This is a genomic window from Mesorhizobium sp. M0701, from assembly GCF_040320365.1.
In the GTDB taxonomy this organism is placed as follows: Bacteria; Pseudomonadota; Alphaproteobacteria; order Rhizobiales; family Rhizobiaceae; genus Mesorhizobium.
Window position 1 is genome coordinate 108,741 of the sequence record NZ_JAMYPO010000015.1, and the last position, 22,205, is coordinate 130,945.

Below are 22,205 nucleotides of genomic sequence, written 5' to 3' on the forward strand. Positions count from 1 at the left end.
GGCTGTCTCCGGCCGAACGGCGGCGGTCAGCCGGCCGCCTTGTCCGCCGCTGCCCTGATTGCCTCGATGTTTGCCCGATAGGCTGCGACGCTGCCGCCCTTGAAAATGGCCGCACCGGCGACCAGCACGCTGGCGCCGGCGGCGGTGACCAGGGGCGCAGTTTCCGGCGAAATGCCGCCGTCGATCTCGATCCGGATCGGCCTGTCACCGATCAGCGCCTTCACCCGCTTCACCTTGTCTACGATCGCCGGAATGAAGGCCTGGCCGCCGAAGCCCGGATTGACCGTCATGATCAGGATAAGATCGAGCCGGTCGAGCACGTATTCGATCATCGTCTCCGGTGTCGCGGGGTTGAGCGACACGCCGGCCTTCTTGCCAAGGTTTTTGATCGTCTGCAGCGAGCGGTCGAGATGCGGCCCGGCTTCGGCGTGCACCGTGATGCCGTCGCAGCCGGCCTCGGCGAAGGCGGCCAGATAGGGGTCGGCGGGGGCGATCATCAGATGGCAGTCGAAGAAGGCCTTGGTGCGGTTGCGGATCGCCTTGATCACCGGCGGCCCGAAGGTGATGTTGGGGACGAAATGCCCGTCCATGACGTCGAGATGGATCCAGTCGGCGCCGGCGGCCGCCACCGCCTCGACCTCGTCGCCGAGCTTCGAGAAATCGGAAGCCAGCACCGATGGCGCGATCAGGGTTTTTTTGCTCATGACGCGGTCTTCCCGAACGCCTCGGTTTACGGACCCTCTGTATCGCCTGCCTAGACCATGAGTCGAGTCCGGAAAGTGGAAGCCGGTTTGTCCTTCCGCTGATGCCACGGCTTCAGGTTTTCGCTGCTCTTTCATCTGCCAGCCAAAGAAACACCCCGCCGGATCGCTCCGGCGGGGTTTTCTTGATCGAATGATCACCCGTTTGAAGTTCGCGCGCGATCCTATTGCTCGAGCTGCGGCTTGCGCCTTGGCAGCTGCTGAAGAACATCTGGATTCAGCAGCAGGCTCGGTTTGCGGATCGGCTGGCACTGGCCATTAATCGGCCGCGCGCCCGGTGCGCACTCCAGCCGCGGTTTGCGGCAGGCGCCGTCGCGCAGCTCTGTCCCACGCGGGCAGACGCAAACGCCACGCTTGTTGTGGATCTGACCGGGTATCGGGCACTCCACCACAACAGGCTTCTTGCGCCTGCAGGCATTGCCTTGCACTTCCGTACCCCGCGGGCAGACGCAATCGCCGTTGGCGTCGTGGATCTGGCCACGGATGGTGCACTGCTCCGGCTTCGGCTGGATTGGCCGGCAGGCATTGCCCCTGACTTCCGTACCCCGCGGGCAGACGCAATCGCCACCGGCGTCGTGGATCTGACCGCGGATGGTGCACTGCTCCGGCTTCGGCTGGATTGGCCGGCAGGCACTACCCCTGACTTCCGTGCCCCGCGGGCAGACGCAATCGCCGGCAGCGTCGTGGATCTGGCCACGGATGGTGCACTGCTCGGGCTTCGGCTCTTTCCCCACGCAAGCGCCGTTCTCCAGTTCGGTTCCGTGCGGGCAGACGCAGCGTCCGTCTTCGGTACGGATCTGGCCTTTGAGCAGAACGCAAGGTTTTGGCTTCGGCACGATGACCGTGCCGCCGCCGGACGAGCATTGGCCGTTGCGGAAGGTCGTGCCGGGCGGGCAGACGCAGTTGCCGGCGTCGTTCATGACGAAGCCTGCCGAGCATTCCTTCTTCACCTCATTCCTGATGGTGAAGGGATGACAGGCATAGGCCTTGCCGTGATCGCCCTGCACGTTGGCCGCGCCGCGGGACAACACGTCGCCGCCGCCTTGCACCGGCGTGTCGGGAGAGAGCACGCCGACGCAGTTCTGACCATTGACAGTGCCCTGCAGATTTGCCAGGCGACCGTCGTCGGGAAGCACCACGGTCACGTTGTGAACGTGGCTTTCCCCGGCGCCGAGCGTCAGTTGAGCGATGCAGGACACAGGCAAGATTGCCGGCTCCGGCGAGCAGCCGAAGGGCGGATCGATCGAGGTGATCGCAACGCCCTCCAGCCGGCCGAGGCCTTCGACGCCGATCGCATCGCCGATGCGAACCGGGCCGGAGAAGGCGCTCGCGCCATCGTTCGTGATGGTGATCTCGAACGAGCAGGGCTGGCCGGGCTTGCACTCGGCATCACCGGTCTTCTCGACGCGGATGGTCGAGGCGCCGCCGCCCTTGGCGCAGGCCTGGCCGATCGGATAGACGATGTCGTCTCCCGGAGCCGGGCCGTAGGAGCCGCGTGCGCAGTTCTCGAATTCGCCGTTCGCGGCAACCGTCACGTCGAAATGGCGGCTGGTTCCAGGCGTCATGACGGCGCCGGGAATCTGGCAGGACAGTGTGTTGGCCGGAACCGGTCCGCAAGTCCATTCCGCGCCGTCTGGGGTGACGGTCTGGATCTGGACCGGCGCTCCGCTGGCTATCAGCGTCGCGGCATCGTTGACCCGTACCGGACCGGTCGGGGCAGTGGTGCCGAGGCTGATGACGGTAATGCGGCAGGAAACGACCGCAGCACCGGCCAGCGAACCATTGCACACCTTGGTGATGCGCAGGGCCGGCTGGCCGCCATTCGGATGATGGATGCGTTCCTTGGCGCACGCCCTGTTGTTGGTGATGTCGTTCTCACCGGGAATAGCCTTCACCTCGGCGCAGTTCTCGACACGGTCGGGCCGGTAGTTGGCCAGCATCACCGCCCTGACGAAGATCGGCGTCGAGGCGCCAGGCAACAGCACGATGCCGGCATTGTCGCAGCGGAACTTGCCGGGACCGTTCGGTCCGCATGTCCATGGCGGCGTCGGGCCGAAGGTCGAGGATGCCGGCGCGCCGCCCGGATAGGTATCGACGACCGTCAGCGGCCCATTATAGGGGACGCTGCCATTGTTGATTATGTCGACCACGAAGGTGCAGACGCCATCGGCCGAACAGAATTCGGTGCGGGCGCGCTTCTTCAGGATCAGGTCGACCTTCTTCTCCACCGGCGGCCGGCAGTCGCGGTCACGATCGCCACGCCGGCAGACCGGGATCGAAGCACAGCCGCGATCGTCTTGCTGGCTGCCGAAAAGCGGCTTGCCGCTGGCATAATTGTAAGTGGCGCAGTTGCGCAAGACGCTGCCTCGCCAGCCTGCGGCCGGCTTGAAGCCGAGCTTGAGGTCGACAGAGGCACCCGGATTGAGCGTGGTCACCGGATGAGTGCAAATCATCGGGGTGGTTCCAGGCGCGCAGACCCAAGGCGGGTTCGGCCCTGAATCGAGGGTGGAGCCGGCCGGCAGGGTGACTTCGTCGAGCACGATCTTGCCGTGGTAGGGTGCATCGCCGACATTGGTGACCCTGATGGTGAAGTCGCAGCCGCCGCCGATCGTGCAACGTTGCACGTCGGCGCGCTTTTCGACTTTCAGATCCGGTTCCTTGTCCTTCGGCGGGCAGCGCTGATCACGCGGGATGACGATATCGATGGTCTGCGTGCAGCACAGGCCCCAGCCCTCCCTCGGGCCGGCATAGGTTTCGATACCGGTGACGATGATGTGGATGACGTCGCCGGGTGAAGCGCCGACGATCTTCCAATTGAGCACACCGCCGCCGGCCGGCACCAATTGCGTGTCGGGAATGATGGTGATGCCGGGTGTCGTCGTCGAAAGCTGCACCCATTTGCCAGCCATCTCTGGGCCGACCGGCATGTGGTAGATGAAGGCGCCGCCGCCGGGCACGCAATCGACCGTGCCGCGCTCCACCTTGAAGCATTCCTTGCCGGGAGGTGGAGGCGGCGGGTTGCACCTGGTGACGTCGATCTTGATCGACGTCTTTGCACCCGTGAGATAATTGCCGTCGTCCGGCTTGCCCGGGTCCTGCGACGGGATTTCGATGCCGGCGCCGCGTTCGCGGCTCACCTTGACCACGCCCTGGTTGTGAACGATCGTCGGCGACGGAAACGCCGCATGGTCGATCTTGGCGGTGATCTGGAACGTGATGACGCGCTCGTTCGCAGCGCCGATGCTGTCGAGATCGCTGGCGGAAATCCGGAAATCGGACACCGTCGCGGTATCGTCCGGGCCAGCCGAACTGCTGATCACAGCACCGGGCAGCGGTCCGCCGGACGCATCGGTGCCGTCGCCGGTCACATGCACGCCGACGATGCGCAGGCCGTGCGGGAGCTGGTCCCTGAAATCGAGCCTGACCTTTTTCAGCACGGCGGCGAGGCCGGGGCTGGCAAGACCCTGCGGATTGCCGCGCAAGCCAAAGCTCAGCGAGTATACGACATAGTCGCAGCCTCTCTGGGTGCCTTTCTTGGTGAACAAGGGCACGATCCGGCCCGGCTCCGGATTGACGGTGCGAGGATTGTCGAAATCGAGCCTGGTATCGGGAATGACAGTGACCGCATCGGCAGGCTTGGTCTTGGCCGGAGCAAGGTCTTCAGCGAAGCCTTGCAGCGGACTCAGCATGGCGACCGCGATACCGGCCGCCATCAGCCAGCGCACGCCGCGCCTGGCGAGTGACAGGGGTTTCATGATGGTCTCCATGACGAATGACTGTTTGCCGGTTGATTGGCTGCTTGTCGCAGGCGGGAAAAATGCGAGATTGCTCATCTTCCCCTCCTCACGGTTCGCAGCTGACGGCTGGGGTTCTGAGCGGCAAGGTCATCTTGCAGCAAGGGTAGTAGCCACCCTTGTCGGTATCGGACTGCCTGTAGAAGCAGAGCCCGACATCGACCGTATCGCCAGGGTAATGGCCGGTGATGCCGATCGTGTATGGCGCGCCGGGCGCATGCGACAGAGGTGAAGTCACCCCAACGCCAGGGGTCCTGGACAGAGCCCTGATCGAATCGCCGCCAAAGCCGGCATGGTCATGGAGATAGAGATCGGCCTCGAGGCCGGAGGGCGTGCAGAAATACCTGACATCCTCGACATCGAGGCAAGGAGGCAGATTGCCGGGGGGCGGAAAGTCCGGCGGATAGAACGGTGGCAGATAGCCGCCAGGCACCTGCTCGTAATAGCCGGCACGGCCTTCGCAGGGGCGCCAGACCTCGACGTCGCCGACATGGCCTTCGACTTCCGGGTCTTCGAAATAATTGTCGAAGTCGACGAACCACGAGCCGAAAGGCGGCATGTTGGCCGGCTTGGCCAGTGCCGTCGGCGTGATTTGCACGCCGTGCACGGCGAGCGGCCCGCCGGCTGCGAGTTGTTCGGCAAGCTCCGGGTTGTCGCGTAACTTGTCGCCGGTATCGACCAGCGTGTCGGTGCAGACGCCGGTATCGAGATTGCCTTCGGCATCGTAGCCATATTGCAGGTCGAGGCCGCCGGCTGACTGTCGGTTGTCTTGCGGGAAGCCGACCGCATATTCCTGCGGCACTTCCACCCAGGCCGATTCCGTCGCCGGATCGTCCGGATTTTCGCGCCAATAGCGGATGACCTCACCCTTGCCGGAATCGGCGAACTGGCTGTAGTCGTAGCGGTTCTCCACCGGGCCGCGCTGGGCCAGGTACATGAAGCCCTCGTTGTCGAAGGCGATGTCGGTGACCGCGTAATCCTTGTCGGCCTTGACCGTCAGTTCCCAGCGCGGGTCGCCGGCGAAACTGCCGTCGCCGGCAACGCCCACCGACCAGATCTCCGCCTTATCACCGACCGAATAGTAGAGCCGGCTGCCACGATAGGCGACCGACCAGACGCGGCGCTCGTCCTGCGTGTAGCCCCAGCTGTCGGGGTCCTCGCTGTCGAAGGCAGCACCCTGGATGTCAATCACCGAGCCGTCGTCGGCAAGGGCGGCAAGCCCGTGCGCCGGGCGGCCGGCTATACCGTGGTCGAACGCGTCGAGCAGCGCGCCATTGGCGTCGATGCGGTGGATGAGGCCGATGTCGAGATCGCTGGCGAAGAACTGGCGGTGGATATTGTCGAAAGTGACGTCGCCGATGCCGGGACCGCTATTGGCGTCGATATCGGCGAATTTCGAGACGGCGCCGGTGATGCCGTCGATTTTCCAGATCGTTCCGGGGCCGCCGCCGTTTTCGGTGCCGAACTGGCCGTCCATGAAGACCGCGTCAGCCGTGCCGCGGCGCTGCCGCTCCGGCCGGCCGTCGGCGTCGCCGTCTGGCGTGACTATGCGGATGCCGTGCAGCGACGTGGCGCCGGCATAGAGGTTTGGAATGGCCGATGGAACGCCGTCGCGCACGCCGTCGTCGTAGGTGATGCCGAACACCTGGCCGATTTGCCCGGCCGTGACCTCGAACGGTGGCGGGGTGAAGACCAATTGGCCAGACGCCGGCCCGCCCAGCCTTGAGACGTCGAAGATGCGCAAGGTCGCGCGCGCCGTGTCGATGAAGGTTTCGTCGACGGGATCGACGCCCGGCGGCAGGCCTTCCTCGAAATTGGGAATGATGGTGCCGGAGAATCCGGTCATTGCCATCGAGCCGGGATAGATGATCCGGGTTTCCTGAGCCTGGGCCGAGCCACCGAGCCAGAGCCCAGTGGCGAGCGCCAAGATCGACAATCCGGTGGCAGCCTGGATGGCGCGGCGCAAACGGCCGGCACGAGAGCGCACGAACGCGCCGTGGTCGCAAGACATGGATCTCCCCCCACAGGTCATGGGAGAAACATCCGGTCCCGGCGCGCAAATCAGGGCAAGGCGCGGCGTTCCGGCACGTTCATCCCTGATCGAATTGTCTGCTTTCCTCAACGTCACGATACGCCTGCGTCCGCGCAGGGTCAACGGAACCAGCGAAAAGCCCAGCGCATCGACCCGGTCCCGAAGGCGATAGTCGCGCTGAGCTCCTGCTGTTCCCGGAGACCATGGAGCCTCTGGATCTGTGGTCATGGGGCTTTCCTTTCCGGGGCCGCACCACGCGGCACCTGAGCGTCAGTCGCGAGGTGAGGCGGAAAGGTTCATGGGCCGGGCCGGGCCGGGCTGGATCACGGCCGGAAAATACGGGCGTGCCGGTCCCGAATCCGATCAACCGCGGATGAATGGTGAACGCCTTGCGCAGAATGCTTGCGCGCCACGCAGCCTGTTCTTATATACGCGCCAAGCCGTCCAGCGCCGAATGCCGGTTGCCGGAGCGGAATTTCTTGTGAACAGGGGCTTTCGTCGGAACGCCTGTACGGGTCCTGAGAGCCTGCTTAGCGGAGAGATTAGAGAAATGGCAAAAGTAATCGGTATCGATCTGGGAACAACCAACTCCTGTGTGGCCATCATGGACGGCAAGGAATCCAAGGTCATCGAGAATGCGGAAGGCGCGCGCACGACTCCTTCCATCGTCGCCATCAACAGCGACGGCGAGCGCCTTGTCGGCCAGCCGGCCAAGCGCCAGGCGGTCACCAATCCTGAGAACACCATTTTCGCGGTCAAGCGCCTGATCGGCCGCCGCTACGACGATCCGGTGACGGAGAAGGACAAGAAGCTTGTCCCCTACAAGATCGTCAAGGGCGACAATGGCGACGCCTGGGTCGAGGCCGGCGGCAAGAAGCAGTCGCCTAGCCAGATCTCGGCGATGATCCTGCAGAAGATGAAGGAAACGGCGGAGGCCTATCTCGGCGAGAAGGTCGAGAAGGCGGTCATCACCGTTCCGGCCTATTTCAATGACGCCCAGCGCCAGGCGACCAAGGATGCCGGCAAGATCGCCGGCCTCGAAGTGCTGCGCATCATCAACGAGCCAACGGCGGCAGCGCTTGCCTATGGACTGGACAAGAAGGAAGGCAAGACGATTGCCGTCTATGACCTTGGCGGCGGCACGTTCGATATTTCGGTGCTCGAAATCGGCGACGGCGTGTTCGAGGTGAAGTCGACCAATGGCGACACCTTCCTCGGCGGCGAGGATTTCGACATGCGTCTGGTCGAATATCTGGCGGCCGAGTTCAAGAAGGAACAGGGCATCGACCTGCGGAACGACAAGCTCGCCCTTCAGCGCCTCAAGGAAGCGGCTGAAAAGGCCAAGATCGAGCTGTCGTCCACCACGCAGACCGAGATCAACCTGCCCTTCATCACCGCCGATGCCACCGGCCCCAAGCACCTGACGCTGAAGCTGACGCGGGCGAAGTTCGAGAGCCTGGTCGAGGATCTCGTCCAGCGCACGATCGATCCTTGCAAGGCGGCGCTCAAGGATGCCGGCCTGAAGGCCGGCGAAATCGACGAAGTCGTCCTGGTCGGCGGCATGACCCGTATGCCCAAGATCCAGGAGATCGTGAAGCAGTTCTTCGGCAAGGAGCCGCACAAGGGCGTCAACCCGGATGAGGTCGTCGCGTTGGGCGCCGCTATCCAGGCCGGCGTGCTGCAGGGCGACGTCAAGGACGTGCTGCTGCTCGACGTGACGCCGTTGTCGCTCGGCATCGAGACGCTGGGCGGCGTGTTCACGCGGCTGATCGAACGCAACACGACGATTCCGACAAAGAAGAGCCAGGTGTTCTCCACGGCCGAGGATTCGCAGTCGGCGGTGACCATCCGCGTCTTCCAGGGCGAGCGTGAAATGGCCGCCGACAACAAGGCGCTCGGCCAGTTCGATCTGGTCGGCATCCCACCTGCGCCGCGCGGCGTGCCGCAGATCGAGGTCACCTTCGACATCGACGCCAACGGCATCGTCAACGTCTCGGCCAAGGACAAGGGCACCGGCAAGGAGCACCAGATCCGCATCCAGGCGTCCGGCGGCCTTTCGGACGCCGACATCGAGAAGATGGTCAAGGACGCCGAGGCCAATGCCGAAGCCGACAAGAAGCGGCGCGCGCTGGTCGAGGCCCGCAACCAGGCCGAGGCGCTGGTGCATTCCTCGGAGAAATCTCTGAAGGAATACGGCGAGAAGGTTTCCGAGGCCGACCGCACGGCGATCGCCGATGCGATCGCGGCGCTGAAGACCGCTGCCGAAGGCGACGATGTGACCGAGATCGAGGCCAAGACGCAGACGCTCGCCGAAGTCTCGATGAAGCTCGGCCAGGCCATGTACGAGGCTTCGCAGAAGGAAGCCGCCGAGGCCGACGCCAAGGCTGATGCCGCCAAGGACAGTGACGTCGTCGATGCCGACTTCGAGGAAATCGACGAAGACGACGAGAAGAAGAAGTCGGCCTGAACCGCCTGACGGTACAGGTAAGGGAAAAAGCCCGGCGCACAGCCGGGCTTTTTTGCAACCCTTTGCCGGAAAAACGCTGAGCTGCCCGAAAAAATGCGGACAAAGCCTCGTAGACACTGGCATCGCGGCTCCATCACACCTAAATCGGAACAGCGTGCCGGCAAACGACGCAACGATGCTTCAAGACGTTGACTATCCGGACTGCGGGAAAACATGAAAGCTGATTTTTACGAAACGCTAGGCGTGCAAAAGGGCGCCGACGAGAAGGAGCTCAAGAGCGCTTTTCGCAAGCTCGCCATGCAGTTCCATCCCGACCGCAACCCAGGCGACCATGCCTGCGAGCACAAGTTCAAGGAAATCAACGAAGCCTACGAGACACTGAAGGACCCGCAGAAGCGCGCCGCCTATGATCGCTTCGGCCACGCCGCCTTCGAGCACGGCGGTATGAATGGCGGGGCGCAAGGCTTTGGCGCCGGCGGCTTCGCCGACATTTTCGAAGACATTTTCGGCGACATGATGGGCGGGCGCCAGCGCCGCTCGTCCGGCGGACGCGAGCGCGGCGCCGACCTGCGCTACAATATGGAAATTACGCTGGAAGAGGCATTTTCCGGCAAGACCGCGCAGATTCGGGTGCCAGCCTCGATTTCCTGCTCGGAATGCTCGGGCAGCGGCGCCAAGCCTGGCACCCAGCCCGTCACCTGCTCGATGTGCAACGGCCACGGCAAGGTGCGCGCCACGCAAGGCTTCTTCTCGATCGAGCGCACCTGCCCGCAATGCCAGGGGCGCGGCCAGACCATCAAGGATCCGTGCCCGAAATGCGCCGGCCAAGGCCGTGTCACCGAGGAGCGCTCGCTGTCGGTAAACATCCCTGCCGGCATCGAGGATGGCACCCGCATCCGGCTGGCCAATGAGGGCGAGGCTGGCCTGCGCGGCGGCCCGTCGGGCGATCTCTATATCTTCCTCGCGGTCAAGCCGCACGAATTCTTCCAGCGCGACGGGGCCGATCTTTATTGCAAGGTGCCGATCTCGATGACGACAGCAGCGCTTGGCGGCTCGTTCGAGGTGACGACACTGGACGGTACCCAGACGAAGGTGAAGGTGCCGGAAGGCACCCAGAACGGTCGCCAGTTCCGCCTCAAGGGCAAGGGCATGCCTGTGCTGCGCCAGCCTAATATCGGCGACCTCTACATCCAGACCGTGGTTGAGACGCCGCAGAACCTTTCGCGCCGTCAGCGCGAATTGCTGGAGGAATTCGAGCAGCTTTCCTCAAAGGACAATTCGCCTCAGTCGAGCGGATTTTTCGCCCGCATGAAAGACTTTTTCGAAACGTTCGGCGAGCACTGAAGCTGATCCCTGGAAAACGCTTCCCGAGCGTCATCAACACCTTATCCGGGGATTCGCCTTGTCTTGCACCTCGTAACTGTTAAGTAGCATGCGAGGGAGCGTTGAGGAGGACTTTCAATGACGCGTAGTCCCGGACTGCGAAAGACGCTGGCGGAAAAGTTCGACGACGAGCTGAAGTTCTTCAAGGGCTGGATCGACAAGCCGAAGGCGGTCGGTTCGATCGTCCCGACCAGTTCCATCACCGCAGGCAAGATGGCCTCGATCGTCGATCCGACATCCGGCCTGCCGGTGCTCGAGGTCGGGCCCGGTACAGGCGTCATCACACGCGCCATCCTCGCCCAGGGCATTAAGCCTGAGAATCTCTACGCGGTCGAATATTCCACTGATTTCGTGCGCCATCTGCGCCAGCTTTATCCAGGCGTCAACGTCATCGAGGGCGACGCCTTCAATCTCGACGCGACGCTTGGCGACAAGCGCGACCTGATCTTCGATTCCGTGATATCGGGCGTGCCGCTGCTCAATTTCCCTGTCGCCCAGCGCATCGCCTATGTCGAGAGCCTGCTCGACCGTATCCCGGCGGGCCGGCCGATCGTGCAGCTGACTTACGGGCCGCTGTCGCCGATCCCGCCGGGCCGCGGCGACTATACGGTCGAGCATTTCCATTTCGTCATCCGCAACATTCCGCCGACGCAGCTTTGGATCTACCGACGCGGGGCCGCATGAATTGAAGCGTTGGGTTTGAATAGCACTTGTCTTATACCCATCGGGTGACAAGGCAGACCCATGGCTGTGATCCCGAAAATTCTCGTCGTCGCCGGTTCGGTGCGCAGCGGCGCCTATAGCGGCAGGACCGCCGACGTGGCACAGAAGGAACTTGCCATGCAGGGCGCCGAGGTGACCCGCATCTCGCTCGCCGACTATCCGCTGCCGATCCTCGACCAGGATTTGGAAAAGGAAGAAGGCATTCCCGACAATGCTTTCAAGCTCGGCCGGATGATCGCCGCCCATGACGGGCTGCTGATCGCGACGCCCGAATATAACGGCTCCATTCCACCGTTGCTCAAGAACAGCATCGACTGGGTGAGCCAGCTGCGCAAGGATGGCGGCCGGACGTTCAGGCCGCTTGCCGGCAAGGTCGCCGGCCTCTGCTCGTCTTCCAACGGACCCTTCGGCGGGATACGCTGCATCAACCATCTGCGCGCCGTTCTGGTACGCTGCCGGATGGAGGTGGTGACACCGGAATGCTCGGTGCCGGAGGGCGGCAACGCCTTCGACGACGAGGGCAAGTTCCGGGACGAGAGACTACGCCAATCGATGGAGCACCTATGCCGAACGCTGATCGAAACCTCGCGCATGCTGTCGACGCGGATCGAGGCATGATCCCGGACGCCGCGCATGCCGACACGATGCAGGAAAGGCTGATCGTCGGCCTCGACCTGCCGACGCTGAAGGAAGCCGAGAAAGCGGTGCGCGAGCTCGACGGGATCGTCTCCTTCTACAAGATCGGTTACCAGCTCGCCTTTGCCGGCGGGCTCGACTTCGCCCGCGAGCTGGCCAGCGGCGGCACCAGGATCTTTCTCGACATGAAGCTGCTCGACATCGACAACACGGTGGCCAAGGGGGTCGAAAACATCGCCAGGATGGGCATGAGCATGCTGACCATCCATGCCTATCCGAAGACGATGAAGGCGGCGGTCGAGGCTGCCAGGGGCAGCGACCTTTGCCTGCTCGGGGTCACCGTGCTGACCTCGATGGACGAGCAGGACGTGATCGACGCCGGCTATGAATATGATCCGCATACACTGGTGCTGAGGCGCTCCGAGCAGGCGCTGCATGCCGGCATGGGCGGCATCGTCTGCTCGGCCGAGGAAGCTGAGGCGGTGCGCCGCATCGTCGGCCCCGCCCTGGCGGTTGTGACGCCGGGAATCCGGCCGAAGGGCAGCGACCATGGCGACCAGAAACGCGTGGTGACGCCGGCGCAGGCGATCCGCAACGGCTCCAGCCACCTCGTCGTCGGCCGGCCGATCGTCGGTGCGGCCGACAGGCGGGCGGCAGCGGAAGCGATCCTCGATGAAATGCGCTCGGCCTGAGGACCAATTCCGAAACTTGCTCCGGCGGCCGTCTGACGGCGTTTTCTCCGCTTCCGGTGCTCACGTACTTTAAGTGCGCTCCGCTCCGGTTCTCGAAAACACCCCCAGCCATCTCACCGGAGCGACTTTCAAAATCGGTCCGCGCACGGCCAAAACCAGGAGAAATACCATGCCCAAGGGATACTGGATCGCTCGCGTCGACGTGCGCGATGCGGAAGGCTACAAGGACTATGTCGCAGCTGCCAAACCGGCCTTCGACCGCTTCGGCGCCAAGTTCCTGGCGCGCGGCGGCGCGCATGAGAAAGCCGAGGGGCCGGGCCGCGACCGCAACGTGATCATCGAGTTTCCGTCGCTTGCGGCGGCGCATGACTGCTACCACTCGCCCGAATACCAGCGCGCCGTCGCGATCCGCCAGAAGGTGGCCGAGGGCGAAATCGTGCTGGTCGAGGGGATTTAGGCGAGAAGCCGGTTCGCCGCTGCCTCCGCCATCGCATCGGCGAGGCTCAAGCCCCATTGCTGGCGACAGTAATCGCGGAAATCGAAGCAGGGCAGGCCGGGGCAGACCTCGAACTCGATGAGGTGGACGCTGTCGTCGGCTTCGACCCGGAAATCGATGGAAAACACATCCCGCAGGCCAAGCCCGACCATCAGGCGTTCGGCGATGCGACGGATTCTTGCGTCGGCTTCAGGCTGGCTGCCGGCGACCGGCAGCAGCACCGGCTCGGTATATTTTCCCGCAGCTTTCGCCGCTGCGCCGGTATCGCCGTAAAGCGCCAGGCTGTCCTGCATGGTCTGGAAATCGCCGCCCGAATCGACAAAGGCGATGCCCAGCGCCTCGACGCCGGTATCCGGCCTCAATCCGAGAAAACTGGCGCGCGCGTTGCGGCCGGCGACATAGGGCTGGACGATGACATCGTCGCCATAGGCGGCGAAGACGCGCCGGCTAAGCTCCAGCGCGTGGCCGAGATCGTGGCAGTGCGAATCCGGCCAGATGCCGATCTTGGCGCCGAGCCGGTTCGGCTTGACGAACCAGCCGGCGGGCGAGGCCGGTGGCGCGACCAGCCAGGCGCCGTCACGGGCAAGGCCCGCCTGCGGCACCGGCAGGCCAAGCGCGCCGAGCACGGCGCCGGACCGGAACTTGTCCTGACAGAGCGCGAACAGCGCATCGTCGGCGCCGATCGTCTTGAGGCCATTCAGCCGTGCCAGAGCCGGTGCGGCGCCGCCGCGGAAATAGGCGACGCCGTCGGTCAGCGTCCAGACAAGCGTGGTGTTCGGGTCCTCGCCGGCGAGAACGCTTGCGGCGTCGTCGAGCGTCACCGGCGCAAACGACAGGCCGCGCTTTTGGCAAGCGGCGGCAAGTGCGTCGAATTCAGCAGCGATGTCGGTCGATTGCGCCAGATAGGAGGCGATTTCGGCGGCACGCTCCGGCACGTGGTTATCGGCGACCAGCCGATCGAAGCAAGCCTTTTCCGGCTCGTAGACAAGGATCAGCTTGGGCTCGCGGCTTGACATGATCGAAACGATTTCCCGGCAGCACGATTGCCTAAAGCAATTCCAGGAAAAGTGTGAAACGGTTTTCCGTCCGGAATTGCGTCAAAACAAAGAGATAGAGCGGTTCAGCGTTCCCGCGAAACGATGAAGCGTTCAAGCATCGCACGGCGAGCGCATTCGGCTTTCGCGGAACCGACGTCAGCTGGACGCCTGCACGACAGTGCTAGATATGGGTCTAGCCAATCAGCACGCGCGGCTCGAAGCGACCATTGACTGGAATGTCGAGCATAAATGTCATGCCGGCTTGCGGGTCGAGCAGGCGCTGCTTCTCGCTCTTGCCCGACCAGGCGGAGGTGACCGCCAGCCGGTCGGCGTTCCTGCCGACGAAAGCTGGACAGGACGGTTGCGTCGCCGGCATCGCCACCGAACGGACAAGCTTGCCGTCGGGTCCATAGGCTTCGACGACGCTGCCGCCCCAGCAGGCGTTCCACAATATGCCGTCACGGTCGAGCACCGAACCATCGATATAGCCCTTGGCCGAACGGTGGTCGACGAAGACCTTCGGTTCGCCAACCGGCAGTCCGGTCACCGGATCGCAGCCGACGCGCATCAACAGCCCGGTGCTGGTGTCGGTGTAATAGGCGATCGTCCCATCCTCGGAAAAGCAGATCGAATTGGGCACCGTGACGTCGGCATAGAGCCGGCGCAGCTCGCCCTTGAAGAACCAGTAGATCGAACCGGCACCCTTCTCCTCGCCCTTGCCCATGGTGCCGACCCACAGCGCGCCGCAAGGGTGAACGCGTGAATCGTTCGAGCGGGTGACCGTATTGTCGGCCTCGATCGGCGTGTGCAGCGTCAGCTTGCCGGTCGCGACGTCGCGGACATGCAGACCGGTCTCGGTGGCGATCAGCTGGCGTTGGTCGTCGATGATGCAGATGGCGCTGGCCATCTGACCGAGCTCGTGGATTTTGACGGCACCGCCCGACAGGCGCTGTTCGAGGAGCTGGCCGTTGACGATGTCGAACCAGTAGAGCGTGTCGGTGGCAGGGTCATAGCTTGGTCCCTCGCCGAGTTGGCAGACATGGTCGGAAAAAACCGAAACAATGGTCTCGCTCATTATGCCACTCCAAACGCCGCGTCCCAGGCCTGAACTGCGGCTTTCGCTCGCGCTGCCACTTCGTCGACGCTCGTGCCCGGCTTGAACAGGCTGGAGCCAAGACCGAAGACGCTGACGCCGGCTGCCTTGTAGCCGGCAAAATCCTTATCTGAAACGCCGCCGACCGCGCCGACCAGCACACTGGCAGGCAGCACCGCGCGCATCGCCGAAATGCCTGCCGCGCCAAGCACGCTCGCCGGGAAGAATTTCAATGCCGAGGCGCCAAGCCGGATTGCTTGAAATGCCTCGGTCGGCGTGAACACGCCGGGCATCGTTACCATGCCGTAGTGCATGGCCCGGCCCATGACCTCGGCATCGATATTGGGGCTGACCAGGAGCCGCCCGCCGGCCTTGTGCAGGCCGTCGACATCGGCGGCGCTGAACACCGTGCCGGCACCGACCAAGGCTGTTGGAGGAAGCGCTCCGACAATGCTGGCGATGGAGGCGTAAGGATCGGGCGAGTTGAGCGGCACCTCGATCGCTTCGATACCGGCGCCGAAGATCGCCTGGCCGATCGCCACCGCCTCGCTTGGCTTGAGGCCACGCAGGATGGCGACCAGACCCCGCTCGAGCTTTGGAAAAGGTGCGGTTTCGGTCATGCGGCAACTCCATTTCCAGCGATCATGCCATTTTCGCGCGCGGCTTCAGCAAGACCGGCACGCACCGCCTCGTCGGCGTCGACCACCCTGACCGCGAGCCCGGCAAGGCCGAGCGCCTCGGCATAGAGCTTGCCGAGTGCGCCCGACGCGATCAGCACGACGGGCACGGCCCCATAACGGCGATTTGCCGAAGCGATCTCGCCGCCGATCAGCAGGCCGGACAGGCACGCGGCGGCATCCTCGGGCTTCAGATCCTGCAGCAGGCTGGCGGCGCGGATCGAGAACAGTCTTGAACCGATGTCACCGCCTTCGGCCAACGCCTTCAGGCACCACTCCCGGAAAAATGGATTTTCGGCGGCAACCGGCTTCGGCGGCTCGCCCAGCGAATGGCGCAGGATCGAGTGCGCGGCCAGCACCGAAAACAGCTCGCCGGTCGGCCAGGTGCCGAAACCGGCAACAGAGCCGTCCTCGACCAGCACCCATTTGGAATGGGTGCCAGGCATGCAGACGAGATGGCGTCCCTTTGCCGGCAAACCGGCGCCGGCAAGCTGCGTCTCCTCGCCGCGCATGACATCCGGGGCGTCGGCCAGACGCTGGGCAAGGCCAGGCACGATGCGGATGTCGCGGCGCTGGCCGGGGATGCGGGCAGCGCCGGCGAGAATAGCGCCGATCGGCGCCGGCACGCTGACATAGGGCGCCTCCAGCCAGCCCTGGCGCGAACCGGCCATGCCGCAAATGATGACCGGCAGCGCCTCGGCTGCGCCCAGGGCAGCCAGATGCCCTTCGAGAATGGACGAAAATCCTTTAGCCTGGGCGGTGATCAGCCCGTCATCGCCGCGCCGCTCGGCGAGAACCTTGCCGGCGCCGTCGAGCAGCCAGACCCTCATACGGGTGGTGCCCCAGTCGACGGCCGCGACGGAAGCTGCCTTGCTCGATGAGATCACAGGAACCCCCCATCGACGATCAGCATCTGCGCGGTCAGCATGCGTGAGGCATCCGACGCCAGGAACAGCACAGTGCCGACAATGTCTTCCGGCTGCATCACCTCTTTGATGCACTGTTTGGCGACATGAGCGGCGAGCGCTTCTTCGGTGACCCAGAGCTTTCTCTGCCGCTCGGTGATTACCCAGCCGGGCGCGATCGCGTTGACACGGATGCCGTCGACGCCGAGCTTGCCGGCAAGACCCTTTGTGAGGCCGACGATGCCGGCCTTGGCGGCGGTGTAGGCCGGCATATCGGGATGGTTGATGAGAAACGAGGTCGAGGTGAAGTTGATGATCGAGCCGCCGCCGGCCCGCTTCATGCCCGGCGCCACCGCCTGTGCGCTGAAGAAATGCGGGCGCAGGTTGATGGCATGATTGTTGTCCCAGAACTCCACCGTGACGTCTTCCACGGCATGACGGTCATCCTGCGCGGCATTGTTGACCAGCACGGTCACGTCGCCATGCGCCTCTGCAGCTTTGGCCGCCGATAGCCGCAACGCCTCGATGTCGCGTATGTCGGTCTTGAGATAAAGCGGCCGCCGGCCCAGCTCCTTCTCTAACCGATCGGCCAGCGCCACACTCGGACGGTCCGCGATATCGATGAAGGCGACCTTTGCCCCCTGGCGGATAAATCCCTCGGTCAAGGCGGCGCCAATGCCGGAGCCGCCGCCGGTGATGAGCACCGAAGCGCCTTCGAGGTCGGCAAAGCGCGCCGATGGCATCATGAATTCTCTCCCGGTCCAATAATCGCAGTCGGCCGGCGCGCATCCTATCCAGCCGTGTCGGGTGGGCAAGGGCGAAAGAGTGGATTGTCAGGACTTACGTCCGACAAAAGGCCGCACGGGCCGCCGATCGATCAGCTGCCCAGCCGGACGCGGTACAATTCGACGGCGGCTCCGCTGGTCCCGGCAACCGGCTCAAGCCATTCCGGCACGCTGCCGCGCATCAGCCCGGCAAGAAAGCCTGCCGGCGCCTCGGCTGCGAGGAGCTTGCTTTCGGCGCTGCCGGGGCACAGCGCGACGAGGCCGACGTGATGATCCGCCAGGATGGTCCTGGCATCCGCATCGGACCCAAGGAAGGCATCGAGCGCCAGCAGGTTGCCGGCGACGTTGCGATGATAGGGCCCGGCGAAGACGTGATGTCCGGAATAGGCCAGGATCGGCGATCCGAGATTGGAAATTGCCAGTATGGTGGTGCCTGGCAGGCGGCCAAGCGCCGCAAAGGAGGCCATGCGCTGGCAAGCGACATCGGCGCCGTCGCCATTATCGGCGGCGGTACTGCTGTCCTCGAAGGCGACCGAGGTTGCCGCGGCAGCCCCAGTCCAGACGGCATTCACCGAAACCAGCCAGACGGCGGCCATGCGCAGCGCCACGCTGCGCGACGGGCTGACCTCGGCCCGTTGACGCCATTTGGCAATCCAGGCGGCAAGCGGGACGACAGCGAAGGCGATCGAGAATGTCGAACCGCGCACCTGCCAAGCACTGACGATGAAGGCCACGACAAGCAGCGCGCCGACAAGGCTGTCCTGCCGCCGCCAGCCGCCACGGCCAAGGCGAAGCGCCATCAGCACGAGCGCGATGAGCGGCGTGGCATAGCGCGCCACCACCCCGGCCGGATCTTCAGCGACCAGCTTGAACAGCGATTGCGCCTCGTCGATGTGATCAAGCCATAGCTCCTTGAGGCGCGGATCGAGGTTGGCGTAGGGCGCTGCCAGGCATTGTGGGAACAAAAGGACGACGAGAGCGGCCAATATCAGGGCAAGCAGGCCAAGCGAGGCGAACCGCCGTTGGCGCGTGCGGCCGGCGGGCTCGATCGACGCTATCGCCGCAAGGCCGGTTCCGGCAATCGCTGCGACGACCAACTGCACGGCCGAGAAGGCGTCGCATTGCGCCTGACCCCAGGCGGACCACGGGATGGTGACGACAAAGACGAGGGCGGAGACGCCGGCAAAGCCGAGGCCGAAATCCCTGGCAATCGACCTCTCGCCATCGGCGTCGAGGGCAAACAGCGTGGCGACTGAGGCGCCGATGGTGGCGACATAAGGCGCGGTTTCCATGCCGACGGCCAGCATCAATCCGGCGCACAGGCCGGAGAGCAATGCCGCCGGCCTGCGCCTTGGCGCTTCAAGCAACAGGCTCAGGCTGGCCATGCTCAGCATCAGCTGGACATTGTGGTGATCGAGCGCGCCAGGCGAAAAAATGCCGAGGAAATACAGTGCGGCAGCGCCGATCACGACAGCGGGCAGCACGGCGCTGTCACCGGCAAAGCTGCGCGCGGCGCGAGCCGTGAAAAATACGGTCAGGCAGAAGAGCAGCGCCGGCCACAGCACTTGCGCAACATTCTCGGCAAAGGCCGCGCTGCCGGTCAGGGCCGATACGGCGATGATGATGGCGGCGATCGGCGCATCGACCAGCCGCGACCAATGCATGACGAAACCGCCTTCCAGGCCCATCCTGTACTGGTGGAGATCGAACCAGCTTTGGCCGGCCAGCATGTCGCGAACTTCGACGAGGCGCAGCAGATTGTCGTTGTCGCCGCCGGCATTGGTCAGTGCCGGGAAGCCGGCAAAGGCATTGACGGCAAGCGCCAGCAGCGTGGCAAGCAGCGCCAGCGCGATATCGGACCTCCAAATGGAGGCGCCATCGTCGGCTGTGCTCATATCAGGACCTTTGGAAGGAATACGGTGCGGTTTAAACCTAGCCTTAACAGCTTCAATAAATAGTAAAGCCGCCCGAGCGAGGCCGGCGCTTGAGTGGTCAGGGGCCTCACAGGGCATCCGGAGACGAAAATGCCACAAGAAGTGCGCCATGAGCCGAGCATCGCCGTGCTCCTGCCTTGCTACAATGAAGAGCTGACGATCGGCGAAGTGGTGCGGCGCTTTCGCGAAACGCTGCCTGCCGCCGCGATCTATGTCTACGACAACAATTCGCGCGACCTGACGGCGCTCCGAGCCCGCGCCGCCGGCGCCATCGTGGTGCGCGAGCCGCGCCAGGGCAAAGGCAATGTCGTGCGCCGCATGTTCGCCGACATCGAGGCCGACATCTACCTGATGGCCGACGGCGACGGCACCTATGCGCCGGAGGACGCGCCACAACTGATCAACACGCTGCTGACCGAGCGCTCCGACATGGTGGTGGGCACCAGGCGCGGCGTCGTCAACGACGCCGGCAGGACAGGCCACGCCTTCGGCAACCGCATCTTCAACAGCCTCTACAAACGTTTGTTCGGCTCGGACTTTACCGATATCTTCTCGGGTTACCGCGCCTTCACCAGGCGCTTCGTCAAGAGTTTTCCCGCCGTTTCCGGCGGTTTCGAGATCGAGACCGAAATGTCGGTGCACGCCTCGCAGCTCAAATTGCCGGTCAGCGAGATCGGACTCGACTATGGCCGCCGGCCGGAAGGCTCCTCGTCGAAGCTGTCGACCTTTCGCGACGGCGCGAAGATCCTGTGGATGTTCGCCATGCTGATGAAGGAGACGCAGCCGCTGCGTTTCTTCGGCGCTTTTTCGGTGTTCTTCCTGGCATCAAGCCTGTTTCTGATGGCGCCGGTGCTGATCGAGTTCGCCGAAACCGGGCTTGTGCCGCGCATGCCGACGTGGGTGCTGTCGGTCGGGCTGCTGCTGCTGTCGATGCTGGCGGCGGTGACCGGGGTAATCCTCGATTCGGTGTCGCGCGGCCGGGCCGAGCAGAAGCGCATCTTCTATCTGTCGATGCCTTCCGGCCGCGTCGAACGCGAACGCGCAAGTGCGCTCGCGACTTTGAAGACCGGACCGCGCAAGACCCCGCGGGCGGCTTAGAGCCCTAAATGGGACGCCTCGCCCGCTTCATTGTCGCCGGCGGCATCGGCTTCGTCGCCGACGCGGCGGCGCTTTGGCTGGTGTTGGCGATAGCGCCGCTTGGCCCCTTCGCGGCTCGCATCATCTCGATCGGTTTTGCCCTGTCCGTCACCTGGCTGATCAACCGCCATCTGACCTTCTCGCCTTCCAGCCGCGGCGTCGCGCAAGAGGGCGCCCGCTATGGCGGCGTCGGCATTGCCACCAGCGTCGTCAATTATCTCGTCTATTGCGCCATGCTGTTCGCACTGCCGATGGTGTCGCCGCTCATAGCCCTTGCGGTCGCCTCGCTGGTCGCCATGGCACTGTCCTTCCTCGGCTATTCCAAGCTGGTCTTCGACCGCTGAGAACTATCGCGTCGAGGTCTGCGCCAAGCGAAGCGCAGCCTCATCGTGACCTTGGCCGATTGGCAGAAGCCGCCGATTTCCTTATATCGCTGTCGTCGATGCATCGGCCCGAAAATCGGAATCGATTTTCGGAAAGCACGATGCATGGATTCAAAAAATGTTGGAGCGTACTTTGTGCGTCCAAGTGGATCGCTCCAAGTGCGCCGGAGAGCTGCCATGCCCCTGAAAGTCGCCGTCCAGATGGACCACATCTCCACCGTGTCGGTAGCCGGCGACACGTCGTTTGCGCTGTCGCTGGAGGCGCAGCGGCGCGGCCACCAGTTGTTCCACTACACGCCCGACCGGCTGTCGCTGCGCGACGGCAAGGTGTTTGCCCGTATCGAGGCGATGCAGGTTCGCGACGAGAAGGGCAATCATTATTCGCTGGGCGAAGAAGTCCGCACCGATCTTTCGGAGATGGACGTCATCCTTTTGCGGCAGGATCCACCCTTCGACATGAATTACATCACCACCACGCATATCCTCGAGCGCATCCATCCGAAGACCCTCGTGGTCAACGACCCTGCCTGGGTGCGCAACAGCCCGGAAAAGATCTTCGTCACTGAATTTCCCGACCTGATGCCGGACACGCTGATCACCAAGGACCCGCTCGAGGTCGCAGCCTTCCGCAAGGAGTTCGGCGATATCATCGTCAAACCGCTCTACGGCAATGGCGGCGCCGGCATCTTCCACCTGCACGAGGCCGACCGCAACCTCGCCTCGCTGCTCGAAATGTTCGGCCAGTTGTTCCGCGAACCCTACATCGTGCAGCGCTACCTCAAGGAGGTGCGGGCTGGCGACAAGCGCATCATCCTGATTGACGGCGAGCCTGTCGGCGCCATCAACCGCGTGCCGGCCGAGCACGATTCGCGCTCCAACATGCATGTCGGCGGCCGCGCCGAAAAAACCGAATTGACGGAACGCGAACGCGAGATCTGCGCCCGCATCGGTCCCGCGCTGAAGGAGCGCGGCTTCATCCTCGTCGGCATCGACGTCATCGGCGACTACATGACCGAGATCAACGTGACCTCACCGACCGGCATACGCGAAGTGCAGCGCTTCGGCGGCGCCGACATCGCCAGCCTGTTCTGGGATGCCGTCGAGGAGAAGCGCAACTAGCCTCGCTTCGCGAGCGGCCGCGTTGCAAACCATTGCAGCCGTTGCGCTCAGCTGTTCCCCAAATGTTCTTGCCTTCGCCGGAAATCTGTGGTTGTCTCGGGTGACGCCTTCGCGGCATGATCGCAAAGGCTTGGGGCAAAAGCCTGCATCC

Annotated in this window: 18 protein-coding genes; 9 read left to right on the top strand and 9 right to left on the bottom strand. The window is 64.0% G+C overall.

What is annotated here, in order from left to right:
• Positions 1 to 26: 26 nt before the first annotated feature.
• From rpe to NKI24_RS16975, 3 genes are all read right to left on the bottom strand, one after another.
• On the bottom strand, positions 27 to 704 hold the full coding sequence (rpe, locus tag NKI24_RS16965; RefSeq protein ID WP_352449613.1) for a ribulose-phosphate 3-epimerase: 678 nt from the start codon (positions 702 to 704) through the stop codon (positions 27 to 29).
• Between the two features lie 221 nt (positions 705 to 925).
• The gene (locus NKI24_RS16970; protein ID WP_352746829.1) at positions 926 to 4,594 is read right to left on the bottom strand and encodes a DUF7929 domain-containing protein; all 3,669 of its coding nucleotides are present in this window, start codon (positions 4,592 to 4,594) and stop codon (positions 926 to 928) included.
• A gap of 10 nt (positions 4,595 to 4,604) precedes the next feature.
• A complete protein-coding gene (locus NKI24_RS16975; protein ID WP_352746832.1) occupies positions 4,605 to 6,566 on the bottom strand; it encodes a hypothetical protein in 1,962 nt (653 codons plus the stop codon).
• A gap of 571 nt (positions 6,567 to 7,137) precedes the next feature.
• On the opposite strand from NKI24_RS16975, the gene dnaK reads away from it, so the two are divergent.
• From dnaK to NKI24_RS17005, 6 genes are all read left to right on the top strand, one after another.
• Complete coding sequence (gene dnaK, locus NKI24_RS16980) at positions 7,138 to 9,054, top strand: molecular chaperone DnaK (RefSeq protein WP_023679851.1); 1,917 nt, start codon at positions 7,138 to 7,140, stop codon at positions 9,052 to 9,054.
• Between the two features lie 213 nt (positions 9,055 to 9,267).
• Positions 9,268 to 10,398, top strand: a complete 1,131-nt coding sequence (gene dnaJ, locus NKI24_RS16985) for a molecular chaperone DnaJ (protein WP_023679852.1) — start codon at positions 9,268 to 9,270, stop codon at positions 10,396 to 10,398.
• Between the two features lie 117 nt (positions 10,399 to 10,515).
• On the top strand, positions 10,516 to 11,121 hold the full coding sequence (pmtA, locus tag NKI24_RS16990) for a phospholipid N-methyltransferase PmtA (protein WP_023679853.1): 606 nt from the start codon (positions 10,516 to 10,518) through the stop codon (positions 11,119 to 11,121).
• 60 nt (positions 11,122 to 11,181) lie between these two features.
• Entirely contained in the window at positions 11,182 to 11,778 is a 597-nt protein-coding gene (locus tag NKI24_RS16995) for an NADPH-dependent FMN reductase (RefSeq protein WP_352449616.1), read from the top strand.
• Entirely contained in the window at positions 11,775 to 12,488 is a 714-nt protein-coding gene (gene pyrF, locus NKI24_RS17000) for an orotidine-5'-phosphate decarboxylase (RefSeq protein ID WP_352449617.1), read from the top strand. Before NKI24_RS16995 ends, pyrF begins: the two co-directional genes overlap by 4 nt.
• A gap of 169 nt (positions 12,489 to 12,657) precedes the next feature.
• Positions 12,658 to 12,945, top strand: a complete 288-nt coding sequence (locus NKI24_RS17005) for a DUF1330 domain-containing protein (protein WP_023679856.1) — start codon at positions 12,658 to 12,660, stop codon at positions 12,943 to 12,945.
• Here NKI24_RS17005 and NKI24_RS17010 read toward each other — a convergent pair.
• The 6 genes from NKI24_RS17010 to NKI24_RS17035 form a co-directional block, all read right to left on the bottom strand.
• Complete coding sequence (locus NKI24_RS17010; RefSeq protein ID WP_352449618.1) at positions 12,942 to 14,000, bottom strand: D-alanine--D-alanine ligase family protein; 1,059 nt, start codon at positions 13,998 to 14,000, stop codon at positions 12,942 to 12,944. The two genes, NKI24_RS17005 and NKI24_RS17010, sit on opposite strands and share 4 nt — an antisense overlap.
• Positions 14,001 to 14,214: 214 nt before the next feature.
• Positions 14,215 to 15,096, bottom strand: a complete 882-nt coding sequence (locus NKI24_RS17015) for an SMP-30/gluconolactonase/LRE family protein (RefSeq protein ID WP_352449619.1) — start codon at positions 15,094 to 15,096, stop codon at positions 14,215 to 14,217.
• The gene (locus NKI24_RS17020; RefSeq protein ID WP_352746836.1) at positions 15,096 to 15,734 is read right to left on the bottom strand and encodes a 2-dehydro-3-deoxy-6-phosphogalactonate aldolase; all 639 of its coding nucleotides are present in this window, start codon (positions 15,732 to 15,734) and stop codon (positions 15,096 to 15,098) included. Before NKI24_RS17020 ends, NKI24_RS17015 begins: the two co-directional genes overlap by 1 nt.
• The gene (locus tag NKI24_RS17025; protein WP_502901467.1) at positions 15,731 to 16,675 is read right to left on the bottom strand and encodes a 2-dehydro-3-deoxygalactonokinase; all 945 of its coding nucleotides are present in this window, start codon (positions 16,673 to 16,675) and stop codon (positions 15,731 to 15,733) included. The genes NKI24_RS17020 and NKI24_RS17025 overlap by 4 nt, the downstream gene beginning before the upstream one ends.
• Positions 16,675 to 17,442, bottom strand: coding sequence for an SDR family NAD(P)-dependent oxidoreductase (locus NKI24_RS17030; protein WP_352449622.1), 768 nt, complete (start codon positions 17,440 to 17,442; stop codon positions 16,675 to 16,677). Before NKI24_RS17030 ends, NKI24_RS17025 begins: the two co-directional genes overlap by 1 nt.
• A gap of 131 nt (positions 17,443 to 17,573) precedes the next feature.
• The gene (locus NKI24_RS17035; protein WP_352449623.1) at positions 17,574 to 19,376 is read right to left on the bottom strand and encodes a GtrA family protein; all 1,803 of its coding nucleotides are present in this window, start codon (positions 19,374 to 19,376) and stop codon (positions 17,574 to 17,576) included.
• 129 nt (positions 19,377 to 19,505) lie between these two features.
• On the opposite strand from NKI24_RS17035, the gene NKI24_RS17040 reads away from it, so the two are divergent.
• From NKI24_RS17040 to gshB, 3 genes are all read left to right on the top strand, one after another.
• A complete protein-coding gene (locus tag NKI24_RS17040) occupies positions 19,506 to 20,513 on the top strand; it encodes a glycosyltransferase (protein ID WP_352449624.1) in 1,008 nt (335 codons plus the stop codon).
• 8 nt (positions 20,514 to 20,521) lie between these two features.
• Positions 20,522 to 20,896, top strand: a complete 375-nt coding sequence (locus NKI24_RS17045) for a GtrA family protein (protein WP_352449625.1) — start codon at positions 20,522 to 20,524, stop codon at positions 20,894 to 20,896.
• A gap of 216 nt (positions 20,897 to 21,112) precedes the next feature.
• Complete coding sequence (gshB, locus tag NKI24_RS17050) at positions 21,113 to 22,054, top strand: glutathione synthase (RefSeq protein ID WP_352449626.1); 942 nt, start codon at positions 21,113 to 21,115, stop codon at positions 22,052 to 22,054.
• Positions 22,055 to 22,205: the final 151 nt, after the last annotated feature.

Coding starts and splice junctions, on each gene's coding strand:
- NKI24_RS17040 (WP_352449624.1), top strand. CDS start 19,506: ATGCCACAAGAAGTGCGCCATGAGCCGAGCATCGCCGTGCTCCTGCCT.
- NKI24_RS17005 (WP_023679856.1), top strand. CDS start 12,658: ATGCCCAAGGGATACTGGATCGCTCGCGTCGACGTGCGCGATGCGGAA.
- dnaK (WP_023679851.1), top strand. CDS start 7,138: ATGGCAAAAGTAATCGGTATCGATCTGGGAACAACCAACTCCTGTGTG.
- NKI24_RS16995 (WP_352449616.1), top strand. CDS start 11,182: ATGGCTGTGATCCCGAAAATTCTCGTCGTCGCCGGTTCGGTGCGCAGC.
- pmtA (WP_023679853.1), top strand. CDS start 10,516: ATGACGCGTAGTCCCGGACTGCGAAAGACGCTGGCGGAAAAGTTCGAC.
- NKI24_RS17045 (WP_352449625.1), top strand. CDS start 20,522: ATGGGACGCCTCGCCCGCTTCATTGTCGCCGGCGGCATCGGCTTCGTC.
- dnaJ (WP_023679852.1), top strand. CDS start 9,268: ATGAAAGCTGATTTTTACGAAACGCTAGGCGTGCAAAAGGGCGCCGAC.
- NKI24_RS17015 (WP_352449619.1), bottom strand. CDS start 15,096: ATGAGCGAGACCATTGTTTCGGTTTTTTCCGACCATGTCTGCCAACTC.
- NKI24_RS16970 (WP_352746829.1), bottom strand. CDS start 4,594: ATGAGCAATCTCGCATTTTTCCCGCCTGCGACAAGCAGCCAATCAACC.
- NKI24_RS16975 (WP_352746832.1), bottom strand. CDS start 6,566: ATGTCTTGCGACCACGGCGCGTTCGTGCGCTCTCGTGCCGGCCGTTTG.
- pyrF (WP_352449617.1), top strand. CDS start 11,775: ATGATCCCGGACGCCGCGCATGCCGACACGATGCAGGAAAGGCTGATC.
- rpe (WP_352449613.1), bottom strand. CDS start 704: ATGAGCAAAAAAACCCTGATCGCGCCATCGGTGCTGGCTTCCGATTTC.
- NKI24_RS17035 (WP_352449623.1), bottom strand. CDS start 19,376: ATGAGCACAGCCGACGATGGCGCCTCCATTTGGAGGTCCGATATCGCG.
- NKI24_RS17010 (WP_352449618.1), bottom strand. CDS start 14,000: ATGTCAAGCCGCGAGCCCAAGCTGATCCTTGTCTACGAGCCGGAAAAG.
- gshB (WP_352449626.1), top strand. CDS start 21,113: ATGCCCCTGAAAGTCGCCGTCCAGATGGACCACATCTCCACCGTGTCG.
- NKI24_RS17020 (WP_352746836.1), bottom strand. CDS start 15,734: ATGACCGAAACCGCACCTTTTCCAAAGCTCGAGCGGGGTCTGGTCGCC.
- NKI24_RS17030 (WP_352449622.1), bottom strand. CDS start 17,442: ATGATGCCATCGGCGCGCTTTGCCGACCTCGAAGGCGCTTCGGTGCTC.